General features: G+C 69.8%; 10 protein-coding genes and 1 pseudogene. All 11 read right to left on the bottom strand.

Going from position 1 to position 11,874, the window contains the following annotated elements; all coding sequences use genetic code 11:
* Positions 1 to 56: 56 nt before the first annotated feature.
* The 11 genes and pseudogenes from MET9862_RS08870 to MET9862_RS08820 all read right to left on the bottom strand — a co-directional run bounded on the left by MET9862_RS08870 (position 57) and on the right by MET9862_RS08820 (position 11,704).
* Positions 57 to 467, bottom strand: a complete 411-nt coding sequence (locus tag MET9862_RS08870) for a hypothetical protein (RefSeq protein WP_142582667.1) — start codon at positions 465 to 467, stop codon at positions 57 to 59.
* A gap of 134 nt (positions 468 to 601) precedes the next feature.
* Positions 602 to 832 carry a hypothetical protein gene (locus tag MET9862_RS29265; RefSeq protein WP_185156805.1) on the bottom strand — a complete coding sequence of 77 codons (231 nt, stop codon included), beginning with the start codon at positions 830 to 832 and terminating at the stop codon, positions 602 to 604.
* 82 nt (positions 833 to 914) lie between these two features.
* Complete coding sequence (locus tag MET9862_RS08860; RefSeq protein WP_142582666.1) at positions 915 to 2,117, bottom strand: MFS transporter; 1,203 nt, start codon at positions 2,115 to 2,117, stop codon at positions 915 to 917.
* A pseudogene (locus MET9862_RS08855) lies at positions 2,107 to 2,250 on the bottom strand (arsenical-resistance protein); the annotation flags it as partial. The gene MET9862_RS08860 and the pseudogene MET9862_RS08855, both read right to left, overlap by 11 nt.
* A gap of 117 nt (positions 2,251 to 2,367) precedes the next feature.
* Positions 2,368 to 3,306, bottom strand: coding sequence for an amidohydrolase family protein (locus MET9862_RS08850; RefSeq protein WP_142582665.1), 939 nt, complete (start codon positions 3,304 to 3,306; stop codon positions 2,368 to 2,370).
* A 13-nt stretch (positions 3,307 to 3,319) separates the two neighbouring features.
* Positions 3,320 to 4,240: an SMP-30/gluconolactonase/LRE family protein gene (locus MET9862_RS08845; RefSeq protein ID WP_142582664.1), complete on the bottom strand. Its 921-nt coding sequence runs from the start codon at positions 4,238 to 4,240 to the stop codon at positions 3,320 to 3,322.
* Positions 4,241 to 4,274: 34 nt separating this feature from the next.
* The gene (locus tag MET9862_RS08840; RefSeq protein ID WP_244612634.1) at positions 4,275 to 5,594 is read right to left on the bottom strand and encodes an MFS transporter; all 1,320 of its coding nucleotides are present in this window, start codon (positions 5,592 to 5,594) and stop codon (positions 4,275 to 4,277) included.
* An 86-nt stretch (positions 5,595 to 5,680) separates the two neighbouring features.
* The gene (locus tag MET9862_RS08835; protein ID WP_142582663.1) at positions 5,681 to 6,355 is read right to left on the bottom strand and encodes an RraA family protein; all 675 of its coding nucleotides are present in this window, start codon (positions 6,353 to 6,355) and stop codon (positions 5,681 to 5,683) included.
* Positions 6,356 to 6,393: 38 nt separating this feature from the next.
* Positions 6,394 to 7,302, bottom strand: a complete 909-nt coding sequence (locus MET9862_RS08830; RefSeq protein ID WP_142582662.1) for a DUF1932 domain-containing protein — start codon at positions 7,300 to 7,302, stop codon at positions 6,394 to 6,396.
* A 17-nt stretch (positions 7,303 to 7,319) separates the two neighbouring features.
* Positions 7,320 to 10,373 (bottom strand): D-2-hydroxyglutarate dehydrogenase YdiJ, encoded by a 3,054-nt coding sequence (ydiJ, locus tag MET9862_RS08825; RefSeq protein WP_142582661.1) that lies wholly within the window; start codon positions 10,371 to 10,373, stop codon positions 7,320 to 7,322.
* 5 nt (positions 10,374 to 10,378) lie between these two features.
* Complete coding sequence (locus tag MET9862_RS08820; protein WP_142582660.1) at positions 10,379 to 11,704, bottom strand: MFS transporter; 1,326 nt, start codon at positions 11,702 to 11,704, stop codon at positions 10,379 to 10,381.
* Between the last annotated feature and the right edge of the window lie 170 nt (positions 11,705 to 11,874).

The following is an 11,874-nucleotide window of genomic DNA, read 5'->3' as shown; positions in this document are numbered from 1 at the left end:
ATGGCGGCGCGCGGGCGCGCGTCACCGTGCCGGCGCGAGCGCCGGCGGCATCGGGTTCAGGCTCGGGGAGGCTCAGGCAGCGGGGGGCCGTGCACGCTGGCGAAGGACGCCAGGTCAGGCCAAGCCGGCGTGGCGCGTGTCGCGACCGGCGCCGGGACTGGCACCGCTGCCGGCAGAAGGGAGGCGACGCTGGCAAGGCAGAGCGCCATCAGAGGGCAGCCGGACTTGGCACAGTCCGGCTTCCCCGCCTTCTCCGGCGGGCAGCAGGGCATGTCGTCCATGTCCATGCTCGCCATGTCCATGTCGGCATGGTCCATGGCCGGCATCGCCTCGTACGGGCCGTGAGCCTGCGCCGTCACGGACGCGTGCATGCCCGCGGCGGCCGCCGAAGCGGTCACCGGCATCAGGGCGAGGCTGAGAACCGCGAGGAGCGGGAGCAGCCGCCGGAGGGCGAGCCAGAACGTCACGAATCGACGATGCCAGTTTTCCCGGTCGCGCGGAAGGTCGATGGAGTTCAGGATGCCCCTTCCCACCGTGGGACGGTCAAGTGCACACGACCGCCGGGACCGCGTCGGATGGTCCCGGCGGTTGAACGCGGCCGTCAGTACCCGTGATGGTGATGGTGGTGGCCTCGGTCGAAGTGGACAGGGCGGTCATAGCCGTGATGGTGATGCCGCTCGGAGCCGTGGCGGTGGCCGTAGCCATGGTGATGATGGTGGTCCCAGTGCTGATGGTGATGATGGCGCGGCCCACGCTCGTACCACTGCGCGGAGGCGGCGCCGGGGAGCAGCACCAGGGCCGCGGCAACCAGACCTGCGATGCGAAGCTTCATGGGAGGACCCTCCTCGTTCGAGATGTCCTCAGACTGGGCAAGTCGCGTTGAACCGGTTCTGAAGCCCGCGCGCAGCCTCCGTTCAGCGAACGGCGCCGCGTCCCTCGACGACGTCCGGCCGCGCCCCCCACAAGGCTATCGCCAGCCCGAGGTTCGCCAGCGCGAGCGCCACAAGCAGGACGTAGACCGCGTCGGCGCCGCCGTAAGTGAGCGCCACCGCGCCGAGCGAGGGTGCCAGCGCCTGTGCGGCGAGACCAGGTCGCGCCAAGCGTCCCACGAGCACTGGGTAGCGCGCCGGCCCGAATAGGGCGAGTGGCACCGTGCCCCGGGCAATGGAGTAGATCCCGTTGCCCCCACCGTAGAGTACCAGGGCAAGGCCGACCGTCGGCACGCCCGCCGCCAGGATGGCTAGCCCTACGACCACCAGCGCCATGGCCACGGTCAGGGTCCAAAGCGGGTGGTGCCGGCCCTTGTTTGCCATCTCTACGATGCGGGCGCCGACCTGGGCTGGCCCGATCAGAGCGCCGTAGGACACGGCCGCTGCGAGCGCGACGCCGCGGGCCTGGAGCAGCGCGATCAGGTGCACCGAGACCAGCGTCATGACGGTGCCGCCCAGGACCAGCACGCCCGCCATCAGTAGGAAGGCCCGCCGCTCGCGCGGCGCCAGTGGCCCGTCGTTTCCGTGCGTCCCCGCCGCACCGGGTGCCGCCGCGGGCGCCGGCGGGATCAGCCCGAGCACCAGCGGCAGGGTCACAGCAAGGTGCAGCCCGGCATAGGCGAGGCACGCGCCCCGCCAGCCGACCTGCTCGACGAGGAAGGCCGAGAGCGGCCAGCAGACGGTGCTGGCGAACCCGCCCCAGAGGGTCAGTGTCGTTATGGCCGGGCGCGCCTCGGCGCCGTAGAGGCGACCGAGGGTGGCGAAGGCCGGGTCGTAGAGGCCGCAGCCCATGCCGAGCCCGATGACCAGCCAACCGGAGAGGAACACCGGCAGGTTCGGCGCTAGGCCGATCACCACATGACCCACCGCCAGCAGCAGCGCGGCGAGCGCCAGCACCGGCCGGCCGCCGTGCCGGTGAATGGCGAGCCCCACCCGGGGCGACGCGACCGCCGCCGCCAGGAGGCCGATGGACAGGCCGCCGACCACCCACGCCAGCGGCCAGCCGGTATCCGCCGCGATGGGACCGGCGAGCACCGCCGGCAGGTAGAATGAGGAGCCCCAGGCGAGGATCTCGACGACGCCTAGGGCGGAGATGACGGCGAGGCGCCCGCGGGCCTCAGACCTCACGGGAGGCAGGCATCAGGGCCGCTCCCTTGCCCGCCGCGCCGCGCTCGTGCCAGCCCTGGCTCCGGTTCACGATCCACACGACCGAGAGCATCACCGGCACCTCGATGAGCATGCCGACCAGGGTGGCGACCGCCGGACGGTGACGAAGGCCGGCGACAGTGGCCAGGGCGAGCGCCGCGCCGCCCTTGAGCACAGTGTGCCGGGACCGATAAGTCGGCATGGGCAGGCTCCTCCCCCGTCGGAAATCGGATCAGAAGCCGTAGAGCTTGGCCGGATTGGCGACAAGGATCCGGTTCCGCACCGCCTCATCGGGGGCCCAGGTCGCCAGGAGGTCGAGGAGCAGGGCGTCGTCCGGTTTGGCGTCGGCAGGAGAGGTCGGATGTGGCCAGTCGCTGCCCCAGACGAGACGCTCAGGGGCGAGTTGCACGAAGGCGCGGGCGAGACGGCCACGATCGGCATAGGTCGGCGGCCCGACCTTCGAGAGGAGGTAGGCGCCGGTGAGCTTCACCCAGGCGCCGTGCTTGTCAATCAGATCGGCGATCACCCTAAAGCCCGGATGGTCGGGGCCGGCGGGCTCGGGCAGGTGGCCCATATGGTCGAACACGACCGGAACCGGCAGGCCTTTCAGAGTGTCGGCCAGTTCTACAATCTTGTCGCCATCAGCGACCAGCACGATGTGCCAGCCGAAGGCGGCGATCTTGCGGGCGACCGGCACCAGGTCGGTGATCGGCGCCCCACCCGGCAGGCGCGTCCCGAACCGGACGCCGCGGATGCCGGCCGCGTCCAGGCGCTTCAGTTCCTCGGGCGCAACCGAGGCGTCGAGCATCGCGATGCCCCGGGCGGTCGGGCCGAACTCCTGCACCGACTGAACGAGGAGGCTGTTGTCGACCCCGTAGGTCGACGGCTGCACCACAACGTGGCGGGCGATGCCGAGGCGCTGCATCAGGAGCTTGTAGTCCGCAACGCTCGCATCTGGCGGCCGGAGCGTCGCGCCGGGCGAGGCGGGGAAGCGCGCATCGTAGATGTGGTGGTGGCAGTCCGCGGCCCCCGGCGGCACGGTGATCTTGGGCCGCTCCGTGCCCGAGGACCACGGCACGGTCTGCGCCGCGACTGGCCGGAGCCCGGCGCCGATCGCGGCGCCGGCCATCAGGGCCGCGAGATGCGCGCGGCGAGTCATCGAGGTCGTCATCCGGTCGGTCCGTTCAGTGATGCGAGAAGAGGGTTTGGCCAGCAGCCGGCATTCGTGCCGTCAGGATGCTGCCGGTCTGAGATTCGGTGATGAAGAGGGTTGCGCCATCCGGGCCGCCATAGGCGATGTTGGTGGTCGAGATCCCGGCAGGCGATTTGACCCGCAGCAGCGGCTCGGCGACCGGCGACAGGCGCCAGATCGACCCGAACCCGGTATGGGCGACGATGAGGCAGCCCTCGGCATCGAGCGCGATGCCGTCCGGGCCGCCGAGGCCTCCGTGCAGCTGTGAGAACACGCCGACCTTCGCGACGAGGCCGCTGGCGTTCAGGGGCACCCGCCAGATCTGCTGGGCGCGGGTCACGGCGATGAACAGGCTGCCCATGGCGTCGTCGATGACGATGCCGTTCGGGCTCGGAATGGTGTCCACGAGGCAGGTGAGCTCGCCGGAGGGGCGCAGGCGGTAGACCCGGCCGGTCGGGTCCTGCAGCCCGGTCTGGCCCTGGTCGGTGAAGTAGAGGTCGCCGTTCCTGGCGAAGGTCAGGTCGTTGACCCCACGAAAACCCTCCGAGCCCGCCGTTTCCAAGAACGGCGTCACCGCCCCCGTGTCGGGGTAGAGGAGCATCAGGCCGCGCTTGTAGCAGGTGATGAAGATCCGTCCGTCCTGATGGATCTTCATCCCGTTCGGCCAGCCGTCGTACTCGGCCACGAGCTCCCATTCGCCGGCCGGGTCGATGCGGAAGATCCGGCCGAAGGGGATGTCCGTGACGTAGAGCCGGCCGGCCCGGTCGAAGACGGGGCCTTCGAGGAACGAGTCGATGGCGTGTCCGCCCCGGTTGGCGTTCGCCCAGGCGGTCGGCCGGACCTTGCGGAAGCGATCGGGCAGGCGCGTGAAGACCTCGGCCGTCACCGTTGGCGGAGGAGCGAAGAACGACATCGTGTGTCCTCGGTAGGGGAGCAGGGACGATGGCTCAGGCGGGCAGCGCCGCGGTCCGAGCCTCGCGGGCATGAGCGCGGCTGATCAGGATGACGCTGATCGCGGCGGCGGCATCGAGGGCGGCGACGGGGAGCATGCCGAGTGGGAAGCTGCCGGTCGCGTCCTTCACGAGGCCGACGATGTTCACCATCAGCCCGCCGCCGATCAGGTTCGAGATCGCGTTGATCCCGGCGAGCCCTGCGGCCAGCGTTCCCGGCGACAGCCAGCCGGCGGAGAGCGCCCAGAACGGCCCCTTGAAGGAGTAGGCGCCGACGAGGGCGAAGGTCACGGCCAGGACGGCGGTGGCGATGCCGCCGGTCAGGTTGAGGTAGGCTAGGCCGAAAGCGGCGAGCAGCAGGGGGATCGCCGTGTGCCAACGCCGCTCGCCCTGCCGGTCGGAGTGGCGGCCCCACAGCACCATCAGGATCGTCGCGAAGCCGTAAGGGATCGAGTTGACGAAGCCGGTCTGGAGGTTCGTCAGCCCGAACGACTTGATCATCTGCGGCTGCCAGACCGAGAGCACGCTGCCCGTCGCGGAAGCACCGGAGCAGACCAGCGCCATCGTCAGGAAGTACTTGTTGCGGGCGAGCTGCCAGAGGGAAATGTGGCCGATGGGTTTGCGCTTGGCCGCCTCCTCGTCGAGGCGAGCGACGAGCCATGCGCGCTGATCGTCACCGAGCCATTTCGCATCACGGGGCCGGTCCGTCAGAACGAACAGGCAGGCGATGCCGAGGCACACCGTCGGCAGACCCTCCAGCACGAACAGCCATTGCCAGCCCTTGAGGCCGAGCAGACCGTCGAGTTCGAGGAGCGACACGGACAGGGGTGAGCCGAGGAAGGTCGCCAGCGGGATCGAGACCGTGAAGGTCGCCATAATCCGCGCCCGGTACTCACTCGGCAGCCAGTAGGTGAGGTAGAGGATCGCGCCGGGGAAGAACCCGGCCTCCGCCGCGCCGAGAATGAAGCGCATCACGTAGAGGGAATGGGGCCCGGTCACGAGGGCCATGCCCATAGTGACGAGGCCCCAGGTGATCATGATCCGGGCGATCCAGCGCCGCGCCCCGACCTTCTGCAGGGCGAGATTGCTTGGCACCTCGACCAGGAAGTAGGACACGAAGAACAGGCTCGCCGCGAAGCCGAACATGGCCGGGGTTAGCCCAAGATCCTTGTTCATCTGCAGGGCAGCGAAGCCGACGTTCACCCGGTCCAGCAATGCGAAGAAATAGCAGAGCATCAGGAACGGCACGAGCCGCAGGATGACCCGGCGCATGGTCGCAGCCTCAAGCGGATGCTTGGCTTGTTCGGAGACGTTCACGTCCCAACCTCCCTATAGTTCGAGATTTGGCTCACGTGACGTCCCGCGCCCTTGAGCCTTTGTCGTGCGGCGTAGCGAGGAGGAGATCAGATCCCCTCGCAGCCCGACTCCGCGAGGGCGCGCTCGACCCACGACCGGTCCACGGTGCCGTCCTTGATCGCGGCCATGGTCCTGGCCTCGGCCTGTTGCTTCTTGTCGGCGGCGGCGAACACCGCCTCGGTCTGATCGAAGGGCACGCAGACGAAGCCGTCGTCGTCGCCGACGATCAGGTCGCCGGGCTCGATGACCATGCCCTCGATGGCGATGGTGGCGTTCATCTCGCCCGGCCCGTTCTTGTAGGGGCCGCGGTGGGTGACGCCGGCGGCGAAGACAGGGAACGAGTTCATGCGGATCCAGCCGTAATCGCGCACCGCGCCGTTCAGAACGACGCCGGCCATGCCAATCTGCTGCGCGTGGGAGAGCATGAGTTCGCCCATGAGCGCGTTCGTCAGGTCGCCGTCGCCATCGACGACGAGGACGTCGCCGGGCTTCGCGCGGTTGAGGGCCGCGTGGATCAGCAGATTGTCGCCGGGGCGCGCCCGCACGGTGAGGGCGACGCCGCAGAGCACGCCTCCGGCATGCAGCGGCCGGATCCGCGCGCCGCCATGGCTCATCCGGCTCATGGAGTCGCTGATGTTGGCGACCGCGATGCCCTTGAACTTCTCGACGGTGGCCGGGTCGATCGTGCGGGTGCGCGGGTGGATCTTGAAGCCGATTGCCATGATGGTCGTCCTTCGAGGCGGGGGGATGGAAGGGGGCGTTAGGCGACAGGCTTCAGGCCGGCCTTGAGCACCATGGCGTCCACGGCCTCCTGGTAGGTCCGGGGGACGACGCCCTTGAAGTGGTCCTTGAGGCCGAGGCTCTCCTTCCAGCGCAGACGCTGGGCCACCGCGCGGGCCATGATCGGCTCGACCCCGGCATCGGCGACGGCGTCGGCAGACATCTCCAGCTCCTCGGCGCGGCGCTTGGCGTGGATCGCCCCAGACGGGGTGAGGCTCTGAACCGTATCCATCCACGGCCGGGCGAGGGTCTTGGAGGCCGAGGCGAGGACGACCTCGTCGATCCCGTAGTGCCGGGCGGCGAGCAGCATCTCGTCGGTGAGCGCCTCGATGCCCTTGATGAGGACCGAGCGGATGATCTTGATCCCAGAGGCTGTGCCCAGGACCGGGCCGGTGAACTCGATCTGCATGCCCCACGGCACGAGCAGGTCGCGCACCCGCTCGCCGGCCGGGCCGCTCGACAGCATCCGCATGGAGTAGCCGTGCAGCGGCGTACCCTCGATCGAGCCGTCGCCGAGGAGGGCGCCGGTCGCTTCGAGCTTGCCCGCGACACCCTGCTTAATCTTCGGAGTCGCCGAGGCGAAGTCGAGGAAGGTGTGGCGCGCCGTGAGCACCGGGGCGAAGGCGTCAGCGCTTTCCAGCGAGGAAGCGCCCGGCGTGACACTCACGATCAGGTCGGCGGCCTCGGCGAGGTCCGCGTTCGAGCGGACGAGGGCAACGCCCGCCTCCTTCGCCCGCGCCTGGATGAGGTCCGCGTAGGGGCCGTCGAACGCGTACTTGTCGTAGCAGGCGATTGCTTCGAGGCCGGCACCGCGCAGGCCCGCGCCGAGCGTGCTGCCGATCTCGCCGTAGCCGACGAGGCCCAAACGGAATTGCGTGCGGTCTGCCATGGTGTGCTCCTTGAGGGTCATGCGGTGAGGGTGGCGGTCCGCCGGCCGGCCAGCGGGCCAGCGGCGAGGTGATCGCGGAGAATCTCGACGGGGTGGGGCAGGCGCAGGCCGTCGACCAGCTTCACCTGCGAGCGGCAGGAATAGCCGTCCGCCAGAAGGTGGCCCGAGCGGCCCTTCGCGGCGACGTGCCCGGCCCAGCTCAGGCCGTAGATCCGCTCCGACATCGCCCGGTGCTCGGCCTCGTGGCCGTAGGTGCCGGCCATGCCGCAGCAGCCCGATGGCAGCACCGACAGGCGCAACCCCAGGGCGGCGAAGACCGTGGCCCAGTCGGCGAGCGCCGGCTGCGCCGTCGCCCGCTCGGTGCAGTGGGGCAGCAGCCAGTAGGACTCGGCTTCGGGGGCCGGGCGGACGCCGTTGAGGCGGCCGGCGAGCCATTCCTGGACAAGGTGGACCCGTGGCAGGTCCCGCCCCGGCAGGGCCTGCCGGTACTCGGAGCGGTAGGTTAGCGTCATCGACGGGTCGAGGCCGACGAGGTCGATGCCGGTCGCGGCGAGCTGGCCGAGATCATCGGCATTGGCCTCTGCCAGACGCGCGAACCGGCCGAGGAAGCCGTGGACGTGGAGCGGCTTGCCGTTCGGGCGGTAGGGCGCGAGCCAGGGCCGCAACCCGAGCCCGATCAGCATGTCGAGGAGGGCCAGAAGGACGGGCGTGTCGTAGTGGCTGGTGAAGGCATCCTGCACCACGATGACGCTCGTCAGCCGCTCGGCCTCCGGGAGGCGGTCCAGGGTCCGCGCCTCGGCCAGCGCTACGCCGCGGCGCTTCAGTTCTTTGGGCAAGTCGAGGCCCGACAGCTGCGGGACGTGCACGAGCCCGATCAGCCCGGTCAGGCCCAGCGAGGTCGCGGCATTCGCGAGCCGGGGCGCCTTGGCCAGGAGCGGTACGGCGGCCTCCAGGGCGGCGACGGCGTGATGGCGCAGGGGCCGCAGGTAACGGCCGTGATAGAGTTCGAGGAACTTCGCCCGAAAGGTCGGCACGTCGACCTTGATCGGGCATTGCCCCGTGCAGGATTTGCAGGCGAGACAGCCGGCCATCGCCTCGTGGACCGCGTGGGAGAAGTCGGCCCGCCGCCGCAGGGTCGCGGCGAGGCGGGCCAGGAAGGTCAGCCAGCCCGACCGGGCGCGCAGGCGGCGGGCCTCCTCCAGCGGGTCGCGGCCCTCGGCGGCCAGCCGCCGCAGCCACTCGCGCATGAGCTGGGCGCGGCCCTTCGGCGAGTGCCGCCGCTCGCGGCTGCCCTTCCAGGACGGACACATCGCCTCGTCGGGGTCCCAGGTGAAGCAGGCGCCGTTGCCGTTGCAGTGGAGCGCCTCGTCGTAGGCGGCCCGGACGGTCTTCGGGATCGACCGATCCCGCTGGCCCTTGGTCGGCACGCCGTCCACGGTCATGAGCGCCGTGCCCTCGGGGCCGGCGATTTTGCCCGGGTTGAGCTGGTTGCGCGGATCGAAGGCCGCCTTCACCGCCTGCAGCACGGGGTAGAGCGGGCCGAAGAACCGGGGGGAGAACTCGGAGCGCACGCCCTTGCCGTGCTCGCCCCAGAGCAGACCGCCATAGCGCTGCGTCAGGGCGACGACGTCCTCGGTGACGGCGCGGACGAGTGCCTCGGCGCCAGGCGCCTTCATGTCGATGGCCGGCCGCACGTGCAGCACGCCGGCATCGACATGGCCGAACATGCCGTAATCGAGTCCGCGCCGGTCGAGGGCGTCGCGGAATTCCGCGATGTAGTCGGCGAGGTGTTGCGGCGGGACGGCGGTGTCCTCGACGAAGGCGATGGGCCGCCGGTCGCCCTTGGTGTTGCCGAGGAGGCCGACCGCCTTCTTGCGCATCGCCCAGAGGCGGCCGACCTCCGCCTCGCCCCTTGCTACCGTGTAGCCTCGGCGGCCCTTGGTCCGGCCGGCTTCGTCCAGGGCCGCCGCGAGACGGGCGAGCGCCGCCTCGACCGCCGGCTCACCGTCGCCGACGAACTCGATGAGGTTGACGCCCCGTGCCCGCTCGCCCCCGTCTTCAGGAAAGTAGGCGGCGACGCCCTCCCAGATCGGATCCTCCTGGGCGAGGCCCAGCACCTTGGAATCGACCGTCTCGACCGAGGCCGCCCCGAAGGCCACGAGCGTCCGCGCGTCGCGCAGGGCCGCGTCGAAACTGTCGTAGCGGAGGTTCACCAGCGCCATGTGGGTCGGCAGCGGTAGGACGTTGAGCGTCGCCTCGGCCAGCAGGCCCAGCGTCCCCTCCGAGCCGCACAGCACGGCGTTGAGGTCGAAGCGTCCGTCGGCGCGGCGCAGATGGGCGAGATCGTAGCCGGTGAGGCAGCGGTTCAGCGCCGGAAAGGTCTGGTCGATCAGCGCCGCGTTCTCGCGCTGGAGCCTGTCCACCTCCCGGTGGATGGCACCCACGAGATCCAGGCGTGCCTGGGCCGCCGTCAGGCCGGCGTCATCGAGGGGTTCGGAGTGCCAGACCGTCCCGTCGGCGAGCACCATGGTGAGGGCGAGCACGTGGTCCCGGGTCTTGCCGTAGAGGCAGGAGCCCTGGCCGCAGGCATCGGTGGAGATCATCCCGCCGATGGTGGCCCGGTTCGAGGTCGAGAGTTCGGGCGCGAAGAACAGGCCGTGCTCAGCAAGCGCCGCGTTGAGCTGATCCTTCACCACCCCCGCCTCGACCCGCGCCGTCCGGCGCACCGGGTCGATGGCGAGTATGCGGTTCATGTGCCGGGAGAGATCGACCACGATCCCGTCCGTGAGGGACTGGCCGTTGGTTCCTGTCCCGCCGCCGCGGGGAGCGATCCGCACCGTGGCAAACCGCTCCTCGGCGAGCAGGGTCGCGATGCGAACGAGGTCGTCGAGCCCCTGCGGAAACGCGATGGCCTGCGGGGTGATCTGGTAGATCGAGTTGTCCGTGGCGAGCACGGTGCGGTCGGCCTCGCCGAGGGTCAGGTCGCCCGCAAAGCCCCGCGCGCGCAGCTCGGCGCAGAAGGCCGCGGTGAGCGAGGTCACCTCCGGGCCGGATGGAAGAGGCGGGATCATGGCGGTTACGCCGGGATCGCGACCGGGATCGCATCCCGGCGAACCTGCCGGCCGAAGGCCAGCATCAGCACCGCGCCGACGAGGAGGATCCCACTGACCGCCAGCAGCGGCGCGGTGAACCCGCCCGAGAGATCGCGGACGAGGCCGATCAGGTAGGGCCCAGCGAAGCCGCCGAGGTTGCCGATCGAGACGATCATCGCGATCCCGCCCGCCGCGGCGCGACCGGTGAGGAAGCCCGACGGTACAGCCCAGAAGGTCGCTACGAAGGAGTTGATGCCCATCACCGCCACGCAGAGCGCAGCGATGGTGAGGATCGGCGTCGGCGTGACGGCGCTCGCGGTCAGCGCGGTGGCGCCGACGAACAGCGAGATGGCCGGGTAGACCGTGCGGTCGCCGCCCCGGTCGGACAGGCGGCCCCACACCACCATCGCTACCGCGCCGCAGAGGTAGGGGATAGCGGTCACGAACCCGACCAGCGAGGTCGCGAGCCCGAGCTGCTTGATGATCTGCGGCAGCCACAGGCCGATTCCCAGCGAGCCGATGATCGCGCAGAAGTTGATCGTGGCCAGCATCAGCACCCGCCAGTTCCGCAGGGCCTGAGCCAGGGTCATCGGGTGCTTCTTCTCGATCGCCGCCTTCTCCTGGGCGAGCTTGGCCACGAGCGCCTCGCGCTCGGCGGGCGTGAGCCAGTCGGCCTTCTCAGGCCGGTCGGTGAGGATGAAGAGGCAGACGATGCCGAGGATCACCGCAGGCAGCGCTTCGAGGATGAGGAGCCACTGCCATCCCGCGAGGCCGAAGCCCTCGATCTGCACCAGCGCCCCGGAGATCGGTGAGCCGATGATGTTGGCGACCGGGATCCCGAGGAGGAACAGCGCGGTCGCCCGCGCCCGCACCGCCGAGGGGAACCAGAGGCTGAGATAGAGGAAGACGCCCGGCACGAAGCCCGCCTCGCCGAGGCCGAGAAGGAAGCGGGCGATGCCAAACTGGATCGGGCCCGTCACGAAGGCGGTGGCCGCCGAGACGAGGCCCCAGGTGATCATGATCCGCGCGATCCAGAGTCGGGCTCCGACGCGCATCATGATCAGGTTGCTCGGAATCTCGGCGATGAAGTAGCCGAGGAAGAATAGCCCCGCGCCGATACCGAAGGATGTCGCGGTCAGACCGATATGCTCATTCATCGTGAGCGCGGCGAAGCCGACATTCACGCGGTCCAGATAGCTGACCACGTAGCACACGAAGAGGAACGGCAGGATCCGCCGCATCATCTTGCGATGGAGGTTTCGCTCATCGACCGCGTGGGCCGGAGCTTGGGTCTGTTGCCCTAGCGCCATGACGTCCACTCCCGAATCGCCGAATTTTGAAACGGCGTTTCGTTTTTACTCGCGCAAACAGCGGGGGCTGTCAACGATGCCGTGGGCAAGGCGGTGTCACGGCTTGGTGAGGAAGGGGACGATCGCTATGGATCGCGCGTCACAGACCTCGCGAAACCGGAACGAGTGCG

Origin of the sequence: Methylobacterium symbioticum, from assembly GCF_902141845.1 — a bacterium.
Lineage (GTDB): Bacteria > Pseudomonadota > Alphaproteobacteria > Rhizobiales > Beijerinckiaceae > Methylobacterium > Methylobacterium symbioticum.
This window is presented reverse-complemented; position numbering and strand designations above follow the sequence as displayed.